Origin of the sequence: Streptomyces griseocarneus (assembly GCF_014655595.1) — a bacterium.
In the GTDB taxonomy this organism is placed as follows: domain Bacteria; phylum Actinomycetota; class Actinomycetes; order Streptomycetales; family Streptomycetaceae; genus Streptomyces; species Streptomyces griseocarneus.
Window position 1 is genome coordinate 1 of record NZ_BNBL01000019.1, and the last position, 19,008, is coordinate 19,008.

17 protein-coding genes are annotated in these 19,008 nt (G+C 73.2%); 8 read left to right on the forward strand and 9 right to left on the reverse strand.

The genetic code is table 11. The annotated features are described in order from the left end of the window. Positions 1–486 precede the first annotated feature (486 nt). Both IE295_RS31225 and IE295_RS31230 read right to left on the reverse strand, forming a co-directional pair. Positions 487–1,011, reverse strand: a complete 525-nt coding sequence (locus IE295_RS31225; protein ID WP_190067163.1) for a hypothetical protein — start codon at positions 1,009–1,011, stop codon at positions 487–489. A gap of 93 nt (positions 1,012–1,104) precedes the next feature. Continuing rightward, on the reverse strand, positions 1,105–1,386 hold the full coding sequence (locus tag IE295_RS31230; RefSeq protein ID WP_224323583.1) for an SH3 domain-containing protein: 282 nt from the start codon (positions 1,384–1,386) through the stop codon (positions 1,105–1,107). 127 nt (positions 1,387–1,513) lie between these two features. Here IE295_RS31230 and IE295_RS31235 point away from each other — a divergent pair, with 127 nt between their 5' ends. Next, positions 1,514–3,670: a serine/threonine-protein kinase gene (locus tag IE295_RS31235; RefSeq protein ID WP_190067164.1), complete on the forward strand. Its 2,157-nt coding sequence runs from the start codon at positions 1,514–1,516 to the stop codon at positions 3,668–3,670. 25 nt (positions 3,671–3,695) lie between these two features. Here the strand turns inward: IE295_RS31235 and ilvD are convergent, their stop codons facing one another. The 4 genes from ilvD to IE295_RS31255 all read right to left on the reverse strand — a co-directional run bounded on the left by ilvD (position 3,696) and on the right by IE295_RS31255 (position 8,219). Further along, positions 3,696–5,546 (reverse strand): dihydroxy-acid dehydratase, encoded by a 1,851-nt coding sequence (ilvD, locus tag IE295_RS31240; RefSeq protein WP_190067165.1) that lies wholly within the window; start codon positions 5,544–5,546, stop codon positions 3,696–3,698. A gap of 161 nt (positions 5,547–5,707) precedes the next feature. After that, entirely contained in the window at positions 5,708–6,334 is a 627-nt protein-coding gene (locus IE295_RS31245) for a TetR/AcrR family transcriptional regulator (protein WP_190067166.1), read from the reverse strand. Next, positions 6,331–7,155: a sugar phosphate isomerase/epimerase family protein gene (locus IE295_RS31250; protein ID WP_190067167.1), complete on the reverse strand. Its 825-nt coding sequence runs from the start codon at positions 7,153–7,155 to the stop codon at positions 6,331–6,333. Before IE295_RS31250 ends, IE295_RS31245 begins: the two co-directional genes overlap by 4 nt. A 116-nt stretch (positions 7,156–7,271) precedes the next feature. Further along, positions 7,272–8,219 carry a Ppx/GppA family phosphatase gene (locus IE295_RS31255; protein WP_190067168.1) on the reverse strand — a complete coding sequence of 316 codons (948 nt, stop codon included), beginning with the start codon at positions 8,217–8,219 and terminating at the stop codon, positions 7,272–7,274. Between the two features lie 45 nt (positions 8,220–8,264). Between IE295_RS31255 and IE295_RS31260 the strand changes: the two genes are divergently transcribed. Then, entirely contained in the window at positions 8,265–9,134 is an 870-nt protein-coding gene (locus IE295_RS31260; RefSeq protein WP_190067169.1) for a DUF3109 family protein, read from the forward strand. Between the two features lie 67 nt (positions 9,135–9,201). Here the strand turns inward: IE295_RS31260 and IE295_RS31265 are convergent, their stop codons facing one another. Further along, positions 9,202–10,833: a BACON domain-containing protein gene (locus IE295_RS31265; protein ID WP_190067170.1), complete on the reverse strand. Its 1,632-nt coding sequence runs from the start codon at positions 10,831–10,833 to the stop codon at positions 9,202–9,204. 186 nt (positions 10,834–11,019) lie between these two features. Between IE295_RS31265 and radA the strand changes: the two genes are divergently transcribed. Next, the gene (radA, locus tag IE295_RS31270) at positions 11,020–12,546 is read left to right on the forward strand and encodes a DNA repair protein RadA (protein ID WP_190067171.1); all 1,527 of its coding nucleotides are present in this window, start codon (positions 11,020–11,022) and stop codon (positions 12,544–12,546) included. A gap of 165 nt (positions 12,547–12,711) precedes the next feature. Further along, entirely contained in the window at positions 12,712–13,836 is a 1,125-nt protein-coding gene (gene disA / locus IE295_RS31275; RefSeq protein ID WP_190067172.1) for a DNA integrity scanning diadenylate cyclase DisA, read from the forward strand. Positions 13,837–13,927: 91 nt separating this feature from the next. Here disA and IE295_RS31280 read toward each other — a convergent pair whose 3' ends face one another. Then, complete coding sequence (locus IE295_RS31280; protein ID WP_190067173.1) at positions 13,928–14,770, reverse strand: hypothetical protein; 843 nt, start codon at positions 14,768–14,770, stop codon at positions 13,928–13,930. A 255-nt stretch (positions 14,771–15,025) separates the two neighbouring features. After that, the gene (locus tag IE295_RS31285) at positions 15,026–15,526 is read right to left on the reverse strand and encodes a pyridoxamine 5'-phosphate oxidase family protein (protein ID WP_190067174.1); all 501 of its coding nucleotides are present in this window, start codon (positions 15,524–15,526) and stop codon (positions 15,026–15,028) included. 217 nt (positions 15,527–15,743) lie between these two features. Here IE295_RS31285 and IE295_RS31290 point away from each other — a divergent pair, with 217 nt between their 5' ends. The 4 genes from IE295_RS31290 to cseB all read left to right on the forward strand — a co-directional run bounded on the left by IE295_RS31290 (position 15,744) and on the right by cseB (position 18,979). Next, on the forward strand, positions 15,744–16,658 hold the full coding sequence (locus tag IE295_RS31290) for an iron-sulfur binding domain-containing protein (RefSeq protein WP_372479868.1): 915 nt from the start codon (positions 15,744–15,746) through the stop codon (positions 16,656–16,658). A gap of 377 nt (positions 16,659–17,035) precedes the next feature. After that, a complete protein-coding gene (locus IE295_RS31295; protein WP_190067176.1) occupies positions 17,036–17,584 on the forward strand; it encodes a SigE family RNA polymerase sigma factor in 549 nt (182 codons plus the stop codon). After that, entirely contained in the window at positions 17,572–18,261 is a 690-nt protein-coding gene (locus IE295_RS31300; RefSeq protein ID WP_190067177.1) for a hypothetical protein, read from the forward strand. Before IE295_RS31295 ends, IE295_RS31300 begins: the two co-directional genes overlap by 13 nt. 7 nt (positions 18,262–18,268) lie before the next feature. Then, positions 18,269–18,979 carry a two-component system response regulator CseB gene (gene cseB, locus IE295_RS31305; RefSeq protein WP_190067178.1) on the forward strand — a complete coding sequence of 237 codons (711 nt, stop codon included), beginning with the start codon at positions 18,269–18,271 and terminating at the stop codon, positions 18,977–18,979. The last annotated feature ends 29 nt before the right edge of the window (positions 18,980–19,008 follow it).

The window sequence follows — 19,008 nt, forward strand, 5'->3', positions numbered from 1 at the left end:
AGAGCGGAACAACCAGGCGGAATAGGCCCGGTCGTTCACAGCGTCCTCGCTGTGTGTGCCTACCCGACCCGTAATCGGATCCGGCAGGACTTTTAAAGGAACCTCATCCATCGAGATGGACGGGGTGTCAACATATCTGGCGTTGACTTTTGGCACGCTGTTGAGTTCTCAAGGAACGGACGCTTTCTTTGTACTCACCCTCTCGGGCTTTCCTCCGGGCGCTTCCCTTCGTTGTTTCCAACCTTACCAGATCCGTTTTCCAGTCCGTTTCCGGTCTGAATTCCGTTTCCGGCCCCCTGTTGGAGCGGGGTGTTTCGCGCCTTCCGGCGTGATCACTACTTTAGCGGATTTTCCCGGCGGCTCCTAATCGGAGTCCCGAGCCATCCCGTTCCGAATTCCGGGCACGCCGGAATTCATCCCGTTCAGGGGCCGTGCAAGTAGTGGAGGTCGTTGCCGCCTGGCAACTCGGAGAACTCTACACGACGTTCAGGGGTGCTTGCGCCGCCGCTTCGTCGCCCTCGCCGCCGGGTTGCCCGTGCGGGTCGAGCGGCGGCGGTCGTAGCGGGTGCGGGCCTGCTCGTACTCCTCGCGGTGGAGCTTCTCGCCCGGGGCCTCGACGAGTCCCCGGAAGAAGTAGGCGAGGAGGGTGCCGATGAAGCCGATCATCATCAGGCTCTGCATCGACCGCTCGGTCGCCGCGTCCGCCGCCGTGTCCGGGCGGCGTCGTACGAAGCCTTCCCATGTCCTGCGGAAGGCCAGCGCGCTGCACACGGCGAAGGCGACGACGACCATGGCGTTGATGACGCCGCCCACCTCGGCGATGACGAGGCCCTCGTAGCCGAGGCGCAGGACGTAGGCGCCGACCACCGCCGCGACCAGGGAGCCGGCCACGAGGCCGGCCCGGCGCAGGGCGTAGCCGCCGTCGTGTTCGACCCACGTGGTGCCGAAGAAGCGGATCGGTTCGGGGCGGGGGCCTGCCGTGCCGTCGGCCGGCGCGTGCTCATCGCTCATACGCCGATTATGGCCAGGGCGCCGTCCCCGGGCCCGGCCTCCCCCGCCCCCCGTCGCCGCCCCCCGCCGGCCCGCGAACGCTCGGTCCCGTCGTCAGCCCGCGCAGCGTTCGGCCACGTAGCCGGTGCTGCCCGTCTTCACGTAGGCGTCGGACACGTACTGTCCGGGCGCGATGCAGTCCCAGACGTCGGTGGTGCCGCAGGGGCCGGAGACCGTCTCGCCCCGGGTCTGGCAGCGGATGGGAACGCTGGAGCCCTGAGGGAGCACCTTGACGAGTTCGCTGTCGGTGCTGGGGCCCCGGCGGACGTTGACCTGGTGACCGGGCGCGAGCGGGTAGTAGGCCATCTGGTTGTCCCCCCGTGGAGTGGATGACATGTGCAGGCCTAGTAACGCCACCGGCACGCCTCCCGGTTCCCACCTGCCACATCGTTTAGGCTCCGCAAGCCGCCGAATGCGGCCAAATGACACGGGTGACACGCACGGGTGACACGGGGGTGGGGGCATGCCGCCACTGCGCGGGACCGGGACGGGACCGCAAGCGGACGATCCGGAGTATGCGGGTCAGTACCGCCTCGAGCGGCGCCTCGGCTCCGGTGGCATGGGCGTGGTGCACCTGGCGCGCTCGGCCTCGGGGCTGCGGCTCGCGGTGAAGGTCGTACATGCCGAGTACGCGGTGGACCCGGAGTTCAGGGCGCGTTTCCGGCAGGAGGTCGCGGCGGCGCGGCGGGTCAGCGGGGCGTTCACCGCGTCGGTGGTCGATGCCGACCCGGACAGCGAGCGGCCCTGGATGGCCACCCTCTACGTGCCCGGGCCCACCCTCTCCGAGCGCGTGAAGCGGAACGGCCCGCTGCGTCCCGGCGAGGTGCGACGGCTGGCGGCCGGGCTCGCGGAGGCGTTGCGCGACATTCATCGTGCGGGTCTGGTGCACCGGGACCTCAAGCCCAGCAATGTGCTGCTCGCCGAGGACGGGCCGAAGGTCATCGACTTCGGCATTTCGCGTCCGTATGACAGTGAGCTGCGCACCGAGACGGGCAAGCTGATCGGCACGCCGCCGTTCATGGCGCCGGAGCAGTTCCAGCGGCCGCGCGAGGTGGGGCCGGCGGCGGACGTGTTCGCGCTGGCGTCGTTGCTGGTGCACGCGGCGACGGGGCGGGGGCCGTTCGAGTCGGAGAGTCCGTACATCGTCGCCTACCAGGTGGTGCACGACGAGCCGGACCTGACGGGGGTGCCAGCCGATCTCGTCCCGCTGATCCGTGCCTGCCTGGCGAAGGAGCCGGCCGACCGGCCGACCCCGGACGCGATCATGGCCATGCTGCCGGCGGTGTCCGAGGCCGGCGGCGGCGAGGCCAGGACCGCGGAGGCCGCGGAGGCCATCCCGGCGGCCGCCAGGAGGACGGACGGGCCGCCTGCGCGGCCGGGGTCCGACGGGGACAAGGACATCGACAAGCCCCGCCGCCGCCGTGTCCGCTGGCTCGCCCTCGCCGCCGCTGTCGTGGTGGCGCTGGGGGCGGGCGGCGCGTGGGCGCTGAACGAGATCGACGGCCTGGGCCGGCAGCCGTCGCACGCGCGGCCCGCCCCCGCCGGGGCGTCGTGGAAGCCGTGGGAGACGTCCGTGCCCGAGGACGCGGCGGGCAAGGGCGAGGTGCGCGCCGGCTTCTGTACGCACACGGGGGGCGCGCTCTACTGCTCCGCGCGCGGGGTGCACGCGGCCCGGATCGATGCCGCCACCGGCAAGGTGGCCTGGCGGCGGCCGGGCGAGGCCGCGCGGGCCGGCGGCGGCACGCCGAGTGCGCCCGTGGTGTCCGGCGGGCTGGTGCACGCGCTGTCGCCCGACAAGCGCGAGCTGGTCGCGCTCGATCCGGCGACCGGCGATCCGCGCTGGACGCGGGACGTGTCCTCGTACGGGGGCCGGGTCTATCACGCGGGTGACACCGTGCTGCTGGTCGCCGCGGACGGCACGGTCACCGCCGTCGACGGCGGCTCGAACCGGGAGCTCTGGCGGCACGGGCTGCCCGGCGGCATCAAGCCGGTCTTCTCCTTCTACGGCAGCGGCCCCGCGTACGCGCTCGCGCCGTCCGCCGACGGCCGGCGCACGACCGTGGTCGCCATGGACGCCGCGCGGGGCACGACGTCGTGGCAGTGGACGGCGGACGGCGCCCTGACGGCCGTGGGCACCGGGCCGGGGGGCATCCTCTATCTCACGGCGAGCGATTCCCGTACGCGGGTGGCGGCCGTCGTCCGGTACGCCCCGGGCATCGGGCGGGAGCGGCGGATTCCGCTGTCGACTCCGCTCGAGGCGACGAGTGCGGTCCCGTACGGCGAATCGGTGTACGTGCTGTCGTCCGACGGCGGCCTGACCGCGCTGCACACGGGCCGGGGCGTGACGGACTGGCGGCTGGACACGTCGGTGGCGAACGCGTCGGCGCTCGTCGCGGCGGAGGGCCGGCTGTACTTCTCCGCCGCCGACGGGCGGCTGCTGGCCGTGGACACGGCGAAGGGCGCGCTGCTCGGAACGACGTCGCCCCGCCTGGCCAGGGCCGGGCGGGGCTTCCTCGAGATGATGCCGGCGCCGGTGACGGCCGACGGCAAGGTCTTCGGGGCGGCACCGGACGGGACCGTGTTCGCGGTGGACGGGCGGAACCCGTCCAGGTGGCGGTAGAGCGCCGTCCGGGGCCGGGGGCCGGCTAGCCCAGCTTGCCGACGTCCCTCACCGCGCCCTTGTCGGCGCTGGTCGCCATGGCCGCGTACGCCTTGAGCGCCGCCGAGACCTTGCGCTCGCGGTCCTTCGGGGCGTACGTGCCGCCGAGGGCCTCCCGGCGGGCCGTCAGCTCGGCGTCGGACACCAGCAGTTCGATCGACCGGTTCGGGATGTCGATGCGGATGCGGTCGCCGTTCTCGACGAGCGCGATGGTGCCGCCGGACGCGGCCTCGGGCGAGGCGTGGCCGATCGACAGGCCTGACGTACCGCCGGAGAAGCGGCCGTCGGTGACCAGGGCGCAGGCCTTGCCCAGGCCGCGGCCCTTGAGGAACGAGGTCGGGTAGAGCATCTCCTGCATGCCGGGGCCGCCGCGCGGGCCCTCGTAGCGGATGACGACGACGTCGCCCTCCTTGACGGACTTGGTGAGGATCTTGTCCACCGCCTCCTCCTGCGACTCGCAGACGACGGCCGGGCCCTCGAACGTCCAGATCGACTCGTCGACGCCGGCCGTCTTCACCACGCAGCCGTCGACGGCGAGGTTGCCGCGCAGGACGGCGAGCCCGCCGTCCTTGGAGTAGGCGTGCTCGACCGAGCGGATGCAGCCGCCGGCGGCGTCCACGTCGAGGGTCTCCCAGCGCTCGGACTGCGAGAAGGCGGTGGCGGAGCGCACGCAGCCGGGGGCGGCGTGCCAGAGCTCGACGGACTCGGCGGAGGGGGAGCCTCCGCGCACGTCCCAGGTCTTGAGCCAGTCGGCGAGCGAGGCGGAGTGGACGGTGTGGACGTCCTCGTTGAGCAGCCCGCCGCGGTAGAGCTCGCCGAGGATGGCGGGGATGCCGCCGGCGCGGTGCACGTCCTCCATGTAGTACGTGCCGCCGGGGGCGACGTTCGGGGCGACCTTGGCCAGGCACGGGACGCGGCGCGAGACGGCGTCGATGTCCGTGAGGTCGTAGTCGAGGCCCGCCTCCTGGGCGGCGGCGAGCAGGTGCAGGATCGTGTTGGTGGAGCCGCCCATGGCGATGTCGAGGGCCATGGCGTTCTCGAAGGCGGCGCGGGTGGCGATGTTGCGCGGCAGGACGGACTCGTCGTCCTGTTCGTAGTACCGCCGGGTGATCTCGACGACCGTGCGGCCGGCGTTCTCGTAGAGCGCCTTGCGGGCGGTGTGGGTGGCGAGGACGGAGCCGTTGCCGGGCAGGGACAGGCCGATCGCCTCGGTGAGGCAGTTCATCGAGTTGGCGGTGAACATGCCGGAACAGGAGCCGCAGGTGGGGCAGGCGTTCTCCTCGATGCGCAGGACGTCCTCGTCGGAGACGTTCTCGTCGACCGAGTCGACGATCGCGTTGATCAGGTCGAGCTTGCGGACGGTGCCGTCGACGAGGGTGGCCTGGCCGGCCTCCATGGGGCCGCCGGAGACGAAGACGACCGGGATGTTCAGCCGCATCGCGGCCATGAGCATGCCGGGCGTGATCTTGTCGCAGTTGGAGATGCAGATCAGCGCGTCGGCGCAGTGCGCCTCGACCATGTATTCGACGGAGTCGGCGATCAGGTCTCGGGAGGGCAGCGAGTAGAGCATGCCGGCGTGGCCCATGGCGATGCCGTCGTCGACCGCGATGGTGTTGAACTCGCGCGGAATGCCGCCCGCCGCCTTGATCGCGTCGGAGACGATCCGGCCGACCGGCTGGAGGTGGGTGTGGCCGGGCACGAATTCGGTGAAGCTGTTCGCCACCGCGATGATCGGCTTGCCGAAGTCCTCGCGCGCTACGCCCGCGGCCCGCAGAAGGGCTCGGGCGCCCGCCATGTTGCGGCCGTGGGTGACAGTGCGGGACCTCAGCTCGGGCATCCTGCTCCACTCCTCGAATCCTGGAACCGTGGGATTCCGGGTTGGGGATTTACGGGTCTTTCGAGCCTACGCCGGTGATCCGGGATCCGGACAGGGTTTCCGGGATACGAGACGGCGTCGCCGTGGGACGGCGGGGCGCCGGGCCGGGCGGGGCGGGGCGCTCAGCCGCCCATGAGGTGGCGCTGCACCACCGGGGCCGTCATCGCGATGACCTGCTCGATGTCGGCCGAGGCCAGCGGCTCGATCTTGATGACGTGCCGCAGCATGGACACCCCCACCAGGTGGGCGGCGGCCAGCTCGGAGCGCAGCCGGGCGTCGGGGCCGCCGAGCTCGGCGGCGATGCGGATCATCACCCTGCTGCTGATCAGGTCGCGGAAGACGCCGGCCGCGGTGTCGTTGGCCAGCGCCGAGCGGAGGATCGCGAGCAGCGGCTCGCGGGTGACCGGGTCCTCCCACACTCCCAGGACGAACCGGGCCAGCCGCTCCCCCGCCCCTTCGGCGGGCCCCTCGGCGACGGCGTCCGGGGCCCGGAGGGCGGGGGCGACGGCCTCCTCCACGGCGGCGGCGAAGATCTGCTCCTTCGGGCCGAAGTAGTGGTGGACCAGCGCGGGGTCGACCCCGGCGACCTTGGCCATGCCGCGGATGGAGGCCTTGTCGTAGCCGTGCTCGGCGAACTCGGCGCGGGCGGCGGCGAGGATGCGCTCGCGCGCGCCGGGGCCGGCGGCGTCCGTACGGGCGGGACGGCCGCGCCGGCGGGGGGCGGGCGGCGGGTCGGTGCGGGCCGTCATGACCGCGGGACGCCCGTCGGGGAGGCGAGGTGCAGGCGGGTGAAGGCCAGGGCCTCCGCCAGGTCGGCCTCGCGCTCGGCGGCGGACATGGCGCGACGGGTGTTGACCTCGATCACCACGTGCCCGTCGAAGCCGCTGACGGCGAGCCGCTCCAGCAGCTCGGCGCAGGGCTGCTTGCCGCGCCCGGGGACGAGGTGCTCGTCCTTGGCGGAGCCGTTGCCGTCGGCCAGGTGGATGTGGGCGAGCCGGTCGCCCATGCGGTCGACCATCTCCAGGGCGTCGATGCGGGCGGTCGAGGTGTGCGAGAGGTCGACGGTGAAGTGGCGGTAGTCGTCCTTGGTGACGTCCCAGTCGGGCGCGTAGGCGAGCATTTCGCGGTCGCGGTAGCGCCAGGGGTACATGTTCTCGACGGCGAACCTGACGTCCGTCTCGCCCGACATCCGCCAGATGCCGCGGATGAAGTCCCGCGCGTACGAGCGCTGCCACCGGAACGGCGGGTGGACGACGACCGTGCTCGCGCCCAGCTTCTCGGCGGCCGTGCGGGCTCTTTGGAGCTTGACCCACGGGTCGGTGGACCACACCCGCTGAGTGATCAGGAGGCAGGGGGCGTGGACCGCGAGGATGGGCACCTGGTGGTAGTCCGACAGGCGGCGCAGCGCCGCGATGTCCTGACTGACGGGGTCGGTCCACACCATGACCTCGACACCGTCGTAGCCCAGGCGCGCGGCGATCTCGAAGGCCGTCGCCGTCGACTCGGGGTACACCGATGCCGTTGACAGCGCGACCTTCGCATCCGGAATGCGCACCACTGGCTCTGTCACGAAGGACAGCGTATGCCCGCCCCTCCGGCGGCGGGCAGGTGGTCCGGGTGCGGGCTGTGTCACCTGTCGGGGCCACCCGTCGCGGACGGCCGCGTCACCCGCCGCCGACGACGTCGTCACCCAGGGGTGGCCCCGTTCGTCGGCAGGTGGTCCAGCCTGCGCAGGATGACGCCCTCGCGCAGCGCCCAGGGGCAGATCTCCACTTCCTCGACCCCGAACAGGTCCATCGACGCCTCGGCGACGAGCGCGCCGGCGAGCAGCTGCTGTGCTCGTCCCTCCGACACGCCGGGGAGGGCGGCGCGGCGCGCGGACGGCATGACGGCCAGCTTGGTCACCCAGTCCGCCAGCGCCTTGCGGCTGAGGGTGCGCTGGACGTACAGGCCGTCGCCGGAGCGGGCGGCTCCGGCTATCCGGGCGAGCTGCTTGAAGGTCTTGGAGGTGGCGACGACGTGGTCGGGAGTGCCGTGGCGGGCGAAGTCGCCGACGGTGCGGGCGATCTCCGCGCGGACGTGGCGGCGCAGGGCCCGTACGTCCGTGGGGTCGGGCGGGTCGCCGGGGAGCCAGCCGGCGGTGAGGCGGCCGGCGCCGAGCGGGAGGGAGGCCGCGGCGTCGGGGTCCTCGTCGAGGCCGTAGGCGATCTCCAGGGAACCGCCGCCGATGTCGAGGACAAGGAGCTTTCCGGCCGACCAGCCGAACCAGCGGCGGGCGGCGAGGAAGGTGAGCCGGGCCTCCTCGGCGCCGGTGAGGACGGCCAGGGTGACGCCGGTCTCCTGCTGGACGCGGGCCAGCAGCGCGTCCGCGTTGGCGGCCTCGCGGATCGCGGAGGTGGCGAAGGGCAGCACTTCCTCGACGCCCTTGTCCTCGGCGGCCTGCAGGGCCTCGTGGATCACGGCGATGAGCCGGTCTATCCCGGCGTCGCTGATGGCGCCGCCGTCCTCGAGCAGTTCGGCCAGGCGCAGGTCGGCCTTGTGGGAGTGGGCGGGCAGCGGGCGGGCACCGGGGTGCGCGTCCACCACCAGGAGATGGACCGTATTCGAACCCACATCGAGGACACCGAGTCTCATGGCCTGAACGCTACTGCTGCCACTTCTGGCGCATAGTCTTGAGGGGTGGCGAAGACGAAGAAGGCGAATCCGGACAAAGCACGGGACAAGGCCTCCAAGAAGCAGACAAAGGGTGCCGGCAAGGCGCCCAAGACCGTGACGGTCGCCGCCGATGCCGCCGTCGGGACCCCGGACGAGGTCGGGCTGGATTTCGCCCGGGCCTGGGTCGAGTTCCCCGATCCGGCCGACGACGAGCAGATCTTCCGCTGCGACATGACCTGGCTCACCTCCCGCTGGAGCTGCGTCTTCGGCAGCGGCTGCCAGGGCATCAAGGCCGGCCGCGCCGACGACGGCTGCTGCACCCTCGGGGCGCACTTCTCGGACGAGGACGACGAGAAGCGCGTGGCGGGGCACGTGGCCCGGCTGACGCCCGACATCTGGCAGTTCCACGACGTCGGCACGGAATCGGGCTGGACGCAGCTCGACGAGGACGACGGCGAGCGGCAGACCCGGCGCTGGAAGGGCTCGTGCATCTTCCAGAACCGGCCCGGTTTCGCGGGCGGCGCCGGCTGCTCGCTGCACATCCTGGCCCTCAAGGAGGGCCGCGAGCCGCTGGAGACCAAGCCGGACGTGTGCTGGCAGCTGCCGGTGCGCCGCACGTACGACTGGATCGACCGGCCGGACGACACGCAGGTGCTGCAGATCACGATCGGTGAGTACGACCGGCGCGGCTGGGGCCCCGGCGGCCACGACCTGCACTGGTGGTGCACGTCCGCGCGGTCCGCGCACGGGGCCGGAGATCCGGTGTACGTCTCGTACCGGGCCGAGCTGATCGAGCTGATGGGCAAGAAGGCGTACGCGCGGCTGGTGGAGCTGTGCGAGGAGCGGCTGGCGTCGCTCCTGCCGATGGCACCCCACCCGGCGGACGCCCGCTGAGGCCGTGACCCGGCCGCTCCGGGGGCCGGGCTCCTTCGACGACGGCGCGTGGTGACGGGCGTCGTCGTCACGGCAGGGTGCCTCCCTTTCCCTCCAGCGTGACCACCGAGCCGCCCGGCGCGATGGCCACCCGCGCCCGCCAGGCCCTGGCGGGCTCCCGGGCGCGGTCGACGGTCACGACGACCGTCACCGTCTGTCCCGGCCGCAGCACGCCGCCCGGCTGGCTCAGCCGCAGCCACGGCGCGTCCGCCGACATGGACCAGCTGACCAGCTCACCGCCGCTGGCCGTGAGGGTGATGTGGGTGGCGGCCCCGCCGGGCTGCGCCTCGACGGTCAGCCGCCCCGGCCCGGTGCCCAGGACGGCGACCGACACCTCGGACAGCCGCTGGACCGCCGGCCGTCCCGTCGGCGGCGCCGATTCCGCCGCCGCCTCCTCCTCGTATCCGAACGGATGGTCGTACGAGCTCTCGTCCGGGCTGCCGCCCAGGCTGTCGGGGGCGGACACCGAGGCTGCCCCCTGTCCTTCCCCGAGCGGGCCGCCCCGGTAGGCGGCCCACAGCGCGAGGACGGGCGCGGCGACGACCGTTGCGACGACGGTGGTGGTCACCGCCCGGCTGCGCAGGCGGCCGCGGCGGGCGGCACGGTCCTTGGGGGCGAGCGGGAAGCCGCCGCGGTCGAAGCGCGGGGTGGCGTGGGCCGTGGCCCCGCGCCGGCGCGCGGGGCGCGGGCCCAGGGCGCGCAGCATCGCGGAGTGCACGGCGGCCCTGGGAGCCGCGAGTACGGGCAGGGGGGCGGAGGACGCCGCGGTGCCGGGCCAGGGCTCGCCGGCAGTGGCCCGCTCGGCGGTGCGCCGGCAGTCGGCGCACTCGTCGACGTGGCGCACCAGCTCGCGCCGGAGGGCCGCGCCCAGCAGCACCTCCGTGTCGCCCACGAAGCGCGTGACGGTCGCGCAGCGGCCGGACTCCACGACGGCGAGCGCGGTGCGGGTGCGCTCGACCTCGCAGGCGGCGCTGGACAGCAGGGCCCGCGCGGCCTCGTGGTCCATGCGCAGCACGGCGGCGACCTCGTGGGGGGCGAGGCCGTGGCGTACGGCCAGTTCGAGCGCCTCGCGCTGGGCGGCGGTGGTGCCGGCGGCCTCGGGCCAGGCGAGCAGGGCCAGTTCCGCGCGGGCCTGGGGGCCGGTGGCGGAGGAGGGGTCGGCGGGGGGCGCGCCGGGGGCGGCGAGGCGGCGCAGGCATTCCCAGCGGGCCAGGGCGTAGAGCCAGGCGCGGTGGGTCTCCTCGGCGGCGGGGGCGCGGTCGGTGCGGCGCACGGCGAGGGCCAGGACCTCGCCGAGGGCGGCGACGGCGGCGTCGTGGTCGCACAGGACGGACAGGCAGTAGGTGAACAGGCCGTCGAGGTGGGGTTCGTAGCGGTGCTCGGGGGAGGTCGCCCGGTCCGGGGCGTCGTGGTGTTCACGGGAGTCGTGCTGTTCAGGGGAGTCGCGGTCCGGGGCGTCCTGGTCGGGGGTGTCGTCCTCGGCGGCCGGAGGGGCCGCCGGCTCAGGGGCTGGGGCGGAGACGGGGGCAGGGGCCGGGCGTCCGAAGAACGCGGTCCCGACGGCGGGGTTCTCGACGACCGGGGGCTGGGCCGCGCGCGGCGCACGGCGGGATGCGCGGTGCGCGCCGGTGGCATGCGTGGGGGGCTCGGGCGTCATCATCCCGGCGACGGTAGGCGGGCGGTGCCTCCTCGTTCGTCCTGCCCTCTCAGGTTTAACCCATACGGGTGACTCTCTCCCTCAAAGGGGGACAGGAGCCATCCATTCCGCCCCGAAAGCGGCATGCGGCACGTACTGGTGGACGACGACGACCCGGCGCTGTCAGTGCCCACCGCTACGGTGGTCCGCATGGCTGCCCGAACCTCCCGCTCGTCCGCCAAGGACCGGCCCTCCTATCGCTGCACCGAGTGCGGCTGGACCACTGCCAAGTGGCTCGGCCGCTGCCCCGAGTGCCAGGCCTGGGGGACGGTCGAGGAGTTCGGCGCGCCCGCCGTCCGTACGACCGCGGCGGGGCGGGTGACGTCCGCGGCCGTGCCCATCGCGCAGGTCGACGGCCGTCAGGCCACCGCGCGCGGCACGGGCGTGCCCGAGCTCGACCGCGTCCTGGGCGGCGGGCTGGTGCCCGGCGCCGTGGTGCTGCTCGCGGGCGAGCCCGGCGTCGGCAAGTCGACCCTGCTGCTGGACGTGGCGGCCAAGGCCGCCTCCGAAGAGCACCGCACCCTCTATGTGACGGGCGAGGAGTCGGCGAGCCAGGTCCGGCTGCGCGCCGACCGCATCGGCGCCCTCTCCGAGCACCTCTACCTCGCCGCCGAGACGGACCTGTCGGCCGTCCTCGGCCACCTCGACTCGGTCAAGCCCTCGCTGCTGATCCTGGACTCCGTCCAGACCGTGGCCTCCCCCGAGATCGACGGCGCGCCCGGCGGCATGGCCCAGGTGCGCGAGGTGGCGGGCGCCCTCATCCGCGCCTCCAAGGAGCGCGGCATGGCCACGCTCCTGGTCGGCCACGTCACCAAGGACGGCGCGATCGCGGGCCCCCGCCTGCTGGAACACCTGGTCGACGTCGTGCTGTCCTTCGAGGGCGACCGGCACGCCCGGCTGCGCCTGGTGCGCGGCGTGAAGAACCGCTACGGCGCCACGGACGAGGTCGGCTGCTTCGAGCTGCACGACGAGGGCATCACGGGCCTCGCCGACCCCAGCGGCCTGTTCCTGACCCGCCGCGACGAGCCCGTGCCCGGCACGTGCCTGACGGTCACCCTCGAGGGCCGCCGGCCGCTGGTGGCCGAGGTGCAGGCGCTGACCGTCGACTCCCAGATCCCCTCCCCGCGCCGCACCACCTCGGGCCTGGAGACCTCCCGGGTCTCGATGATGCTCGCCGTCCTCGAGCAGCGCGGCCGCATCAGCGCCCTGGGCAAGCGCGACATCTACAGCGCCACGGTCGGCGGCGTGCGGCTCACCGAGCCCGCCGCCGACCTGGCCGTCGCACTCGCCCTCGCCAGCGCCGCCAGCGACACCCCGCTGCCGAAGAACCTGGTGGCCATCGGCGAGGTGGGCCTGGCCGGAGAGGTCCGGCGGGTCACCGGCGTCCAGCGGCGGCTGGCCGAGGCGGCCCGGCTGGGCTTCACCCACGCCCTCGTGCCGGGCGACCCCGGCAAGGTGCCCAGCGGCATGCGGGTCCTGGAGGTCTCGGACATAGGCGACGCCCTGCGGGTGCTGCCCGGCAGACCCCGCCGCGAAAGCCGTGGCGAGGGCCGCGGTGAAGGCCGTGGTGAAGGCCGTGGTGAAGGCCGTGGTGAGGCCTCCGGTGAGAGGGGCCGTGAGGGCGGTCGGGGCCGCGGCCGCCAGGCATTGGCCGGAGCCCAGCCTGAGGAGAGCTGAGGACAGCCCCCTAATAGGCTGGGCGCCAGTAGACTTTGCCCTGGTCCCGCCCGTACGTACGCACCGATGCACACGACCCGCGCGACGCGCACGGCGTGTACGACGGCGCGTACGCGACAGCCGGGCGGCCCAAGGCACCGTTGACCTTGCGACCGGAGGAGTGCAGTGGCAGCCAACGACCGGGCATCGGGCCCCGGCAAGGCCGGAGGCGCCTCCGGTGGCGACGGGCTGATGCGCTCCTCCCTGAGCGCCGTCGCGCCCGGCACGGCCCTCCGCGACGGCCTGGAGCGGGTCCTTCGCGGCAATACGGGCGGACTCATCGTCCTCGGCATGGACAAGACCGTCGAGGCGATGTGCACCGGCGGCTTCGTCCTCGACGTGGAGTTCACCGCCACCCGGCTGCGCGAGCTGTGCAAGCTGGACGGCGCGCTGATCCTCGACAAGGACTGCAGCAAGATCGTGCGGGCGGGCGTCCAGCTCTACCCCGATGCCTCGATCCCCACCGAGGAGACCGGCACCCGCCACCGCACGGCGCAGCGTGCCTCCATCCAGTCCGGCTTCCCCGTCATCTCCGTCAGCCAGTCGATGCGGCTGATCGCGCTGTACGTGGGCGGCGAGCGCCGCGTCCTGGAGGAGTCGGGCGCGATCCTCTCCCGCGCCAACCAGGCGCTGGCCACGCTCGAGCGCTACAAGCTCCGCCTGGACGAGGTCGCCGGCACCCTCTCCGCGCTGGAGATCGAGGACCTGGTCACCGTCCGGGACGTCACGGCCGTCTCGCAGCGGCTGGAGCTGGTGCGCCGCATCGCCACGGAGATCGCGGAGTACGTCGTCGAGCTGGGCACCGACGGCCGGCTGCTCTCCCTCCAGCTGGAGGAGCTGATCGCCGGCGTCGAGCCCGAGCGCGAGCTGGTCGTACGGGACTACGTCCCCGAGCCGACCGCCAAGCGCACCCGCACGGTCGCCGAGGCCATGACCGAGCTGGACGCCCTCACCCACCCCGAGCTCCTCGAACTGCCCATCGTGGCCCGCGCCCTGGGCTACAGCGGCTCCCCCGAGACGCTGGACTCGGCGGTCTCCCCGCGCGGCTACCGCCTGCTGGCGAAGGTTCCCCGGCTGCCCGGCGCCATCATCGAGCGCCTCGTGGACCACTTCGGCGGGCTGCAGAAGCTGCTCGCCGCCAGCGTGGACGACCTGCAGACGGTCGACGGCGTCGGCGAGGCCCGCGCCCGCTCGGTGCGCGAGGGGCTGTCGCGGCTCGCGGAGTCCTCGATCCTCGAGCGGTACGTCTAAGCGGTACGTCCATCAGTTCTCCGGTATATGGGTGAGGGCCCCGCCTCAGCGGGGCCCTCACCCATATCCGTAGCGCTGTGCGCGCAGCGCCTCAGGCCTTCTCCAGGACGAACTCCGTCCGTTCGGTGACGCCCGCGACCTTCACCTCGACCCGGTACGTCCCCGGCGCGGCCGCCGCACTGCCGGACGGCGTCGCGCAGCGCGGGGCGCTGCGCCTGCGGTCCCACTCCAGCGTGCGCTTGGTCTCGCCCGAGCCCGGCACCTCGAAGAGCACGGCGCCGCTTCCGCGCGGGCAGTCGTCGGACGCCCACACGTGCTCCTCGCCCTTGCTGTCGGTGATCTTCAGCAGGGCCGCGGCCGCTCCGAAGTTCACCTTGCAGGCGCTGCTGCCGGAGTTCTGGACGACCAGTTCGAACGTGGGCTTCTCGTCGGGCTTGTAGGTGTCCTTGACCGGACGGATGCTCAGCTTCACCGAGCCGGCCGTGCAGTCGGGCAGGTTCGTGCCCGCGGCGACGGTCCTGCCCTCGCCCGTCACCTGCATCCCGGCGCCTCCGCCGAAGCCGCCGCCACCGCTGCCGCCGGCCGATCCGCCGGAACCGGCGCCCGTACCGCCGGAGCCGCCGTTGCCGCCGCCGGAGCCGGCCTGGCCCCCGGGGCCGCCGCCGCTGCCGCCGCTGCCCGAATCGCCACGCCCGCCCGGGCGTTGGCTGATGTGCGGGCCGGAGGGGGTGGGGCCGGGCGTGATCGTGGTGTCCGTCCGGCCCTTTCCGTCCGAGCCCTTGCTCTGCCCGTCCTCGGAGCCGCCGTCACCTCCGAAGGCGACCAGCCACAACACCAGCAGTACGAGAAGGCCGAGCAGGCCAAGCGCAACTGCCCTCCGCCGCCAATAGATGGAGGAGGGAAGCGGCCCGATCGGATTGCGCAGAGATCCCACGCGAAGACTCTACGAGAGATCGGCCAGGGCACCAGCCAGTACCCGCCGCAAGAGTGCCTACTTTTCCCATCATCTGTACGGAAGCGGGACTGTTGACGCCCTCCCGGGGCTGATCGCACACGGAGCGTTGTCGTCGATTTCGGAGCGTCGCCGTCGCTTTCCGGCCGAATCCGCTTCGGACCGAATCGGGTTCGGGCCGAATCCGTATCAGGCGGAATCCGCCTCCGGACGACTCCGCTTCAGGCCGAATCTGCCTCAGGCCGAATCGGCGCGCGGCCACTCGGTTTTGTGGCCGAAGCCGCGACCGTTGTCGATCAGGCGCAGCCAGTCGGGCCGCAGTTGCCACAGCGCGGTGCGCTCCATCGCGGCGCGCAGCCGGTCGTCGCGCTCCACGTAGGGGAAGCGGGCGCTGTAGGCGCGCCAGGCCGCCGCCCGCTCCTCGCCCTCCAGCGGGCGGCAGTGGCCGCGTCCCTGAACACCGGTCAGTTCGGTCCACTGCTGGCCGTCGTGCTGTGCGGTGAAGGCGACGCGGGCGCCGCCTTCGGTGGTGCCGGTGCCCGCGGTGAGCGCGCGGCCGTGACGGGTGGTGGCGGAGGTGACGAAGAGAAGAGAGGGGACGGGCCCCTCGGCGACCGCGTAGAGCACGGCGCACGCCTGCGGGCCGTCCTCGTCGGCGTAGGCCAGGGTGAGGGTCGTATGCGCCTGGAGGGCGGCCGTGATCTCGGCCGGCGGCGGGGCGGCCTGCGTGTCGGTCATGGAGCCAGCCTAGGGAGCCGGCCCGAGGGAGCACCTGCGTCGGCCGTCCACCGGCCCCGCGCCGAACGCCGGCCGGCCGTCCGCCGGTCCTCCGCCCACGGTTGGCGGATCCGGTCACCCGATCGAGGCGTGGTGGGCACGGGCGTATGGCCGAGCCGGGCCCGGCGCGTTTCGCCGCTCCGCGCGGGCATGCCAGGATCGAAGTGTCATGACTCTGATGCCTGCCACCCCCGCCCCGCCGGCCACCACGCCCCAGACGTCCACCCTCCTGCACGCCCCCGTCATCGACTGGTTCCGCGCGCACGCCCGGGACCTGCCCTGGCGCCGTCCCGAGGCCGGTCCGTGGGGGGTGATGGTCAGCGAGTTCATGCTGCAGCAGACCCCCGTCAACCGGGTGCTGCCGATGTACGAGCAGTGGCTGGCCCGCTGGCCGCGCCCCGCCGACCTGGCGGCCGAGGCGCCCGGCGAGGCGGTCCGCGCCTGGGGCCGGCTCGGCTACCCGCGCCGCGCGCTGCGGCTGCACGCCGCCGCCTCGGCCATCACCGAGCGGCACGGCGGCGAGGTGCCGAGGGACCACGCCAAGCTGCTGGCCCTGCCGGGCGTCGGGGAGTACACGGCGGCGGCCGTGGCGTCCTTCGCGTACGGACAGCGGCACGCGGTGCTCGACACCAACGTCCGCCGGGTCTTCGCCCGCGCCGTGACCGGCGCCCAGTACCCGCCGAACGCCACCACCGCCGCCGAGCGCCGGCTGGCCCGGGCGCTGCTGCCGGACGACGAGCCGGTGGCCGCCAGCTGGGCCGCGGCGACGATGGAGCTGGGAGCGCTGGTCTGCACGGCCCGTACGCCCTCCTGCGGCCGCTGCCCGATCGCGGACCGGTGCGCCTGGCTGGCCGCGGGCTCTCCCGCCCACGACGGGCCGCCGCGCCGGGGCCAGACCTACGCGGGCACCGACCGGCAGGTGCGCGGCAAGCTGCTGGCCGTGCTGCGGGAGGCGGTGGCGCCCGTTCCGCAGGCGGCGCTGGACGCGGTGTGGCACGAGCCGGTGCAGCGGGCCCGGGCGCTGGACGGGCTCGTGGCGGACGGCCTGGTCGAGCCGCTCCCCGGCGGGATGTACCGGCTGCCCCTGACGTGAGACCGGCGGCCGCCCGGGTCGCGCCGGCGGCCGCCCGGGTCGCACCGGCCGCGCTCCGCGGAGTACCGACCGCGCTCCGCGGAGTCCCGGCCGCCGTCCGCGGAGCGTCGGACTCCACCCGTGTAGCCCCAGCGGCCACTCACGTCACACGGGCCGCCACTCCCGTCACAAAGCCCTCGTCACAGCCCCGTCCGAATCGGACAGAGCCGCCCTTTCCCCACGCCGCGCTCACAGCTGTTACACAACCTATGGACAGCTGTGCACCAGCCGAAGGGCTCCCGCACATCGCGCCGCAACAGCCCGTCCGTAGCGTCCTACCCGTGCTGGACGACTGCCAGCGTCGCGGGGAACGCAAAGCGGGAATGGAGGCTGCGAGTATGGCCAGCAGCGGCAAGGTTCTGGACTTCGAAGAGTACGTGCGCAACCGTCAGGACGCCCTTCTGCGCAGCGCCCGGCGGCTCGTCCCGGACCCCATCGACGCCCAGGACCTGCTCCAGACCGCACTCGTCCGCACCTACGGCCGCTGGGAAGGCATAGCGGACAAGTCGCTCGCCGACGCCTACCTGCGCCGTGTCATGATCAACACTCGTACGGAGTGGTGGCGCGCCCGCAAGCTCGACGAGGTGCCCACCGAGCAGCTCCCCGACGCCAGCGTCGAGGACGGCACCGAGCAGCACGCCGACCGTGCCCTGCTGATGGACATCCTCGGCGTCCTGGCGCCGAAGCAGCGCAGCGTCGTCGTCCTGCGACACTGGGAGCAGATGAGCACCGAGGAGACCGCGGAGGCGCTCGGCATGTCGACCGGCACGGTCAAGAGCACGCTGCACCGTGCGCTGGCCCGGCTCCGTCAGGAGCTGGAGAGCCGCGACCTGGACTTCCACGCCCTGGAGCGCAACGATCGGGGGCGCGAACGGTGCGCGGCCTGAGCAGGTCGGCGGGCTCCCGCCCCGGCAGGGGCCGCAGGGCCACGCCGGCACTGATCACCGGTGGTGCGGTCACCGCGATGGCCGCCACCGCCGGCCTTCTGCTGGCCGGATGCGGTACGAGCAGTGACGGTGTGCGCAAGGAGGGGCCCGCGCAGACCCAGCCGGCGGCCAAGGCCGCCTCCCCCCGGACGCCCTCGGCGTCCGCGTCGGCCGCCTCGCCCCAGGACAAGGTCGACGCCGTCAAGCTGATCAAGGCCGACCCCAAGGTCGGCGAGCAGGTCAAGAAGAACCTCAAGCCGTGTGTGAAGGACCAGTACCCCGTCGACGTGATCTACGGGCAGCTGACCGGCGGCTCCCGCCCCGACGTCGTGGTGAACGTCCTGACGTGCGGCGATTCCATCGGTGTCGGTTCCTATGTGTACCGTGCCAAGGGCAACACGTACGAGAATGTGTTCGTGGCCGAGCAGGCGCCCGTGTACGCCGACATCGACCGGCGTGATCTCACGATCACCAAGCAGGTGTACGGGCCGGGCGACGCCGTGTGCTGCGCCTCGGGCGAGGACGTGCTGACCTATCACTGGTCGGACAACGTCTTCCGCGAGACCGGCCGCACCCACACCGACTTCGGCAAGGTCGGCAACACCGGCAAGGTGCCGAGCGAAGGAACGGAGGGCTGAGAGCAGCGTGGCCGATACGCATGTGCTCTTCGTCGAGGACGACGACGTCATCCGCGAGGCTACGCAGCTCGCCCTGGAGCGCGACGGCTTCGTCGTCACCGCGGTGCCGGACGGGCTGTCGGGGCTGGAGAGCTTCCGCGCCCGGCGACCCGACATCGCGCTGCTGGACGTGATGGTTCCGGGACTGGACGGGGTCAGCCTGTGCCGCCGGATCCGTGACGAGTCGACCGTTCCCGTGATCATGCTCTCGGCGCGCGCCGACTCCATCGACGTCGTCCTCGGCCTCGAGGCCGGCGCCGACGACTACGTGACCAAGCCCTTCGACGGCGCCGTGCTCGTCGCCCGGATACGCGCCGTCCTGCGCCGCTTCGGGCACGCCAGCGGTGCCGCCGGCAACGGCGGGGCGGAGTCCTCGAACGAGACCCTCGAGGGCGGAGTGCTGCGCTTCGGCGACCTGGAGGTCGACACCGAGGGCATGGAGGTCCGCAAGGCCGGCACGCCCGTCGCCCTGACCCCCACCGAGATGCGGCTGCTGCTGGAGTTCTCGTCCGCGCCGGGCACCGTCCTCTCCCGCGACCGGCTCCTGGAGCGGGTCTGGGACTACGGCTGGGGCGGCGACACCCGCGTGGTGGACGTCCATGTGCAGCGCCTGCGCGGAAAGATCGGCCAGGACCGGATCGAGACGGTCCGTGGCTTCGGCTACAAGCTCAGAGGCTGAGCCCGACGTGGGTAGTCCGGTGAACCCCT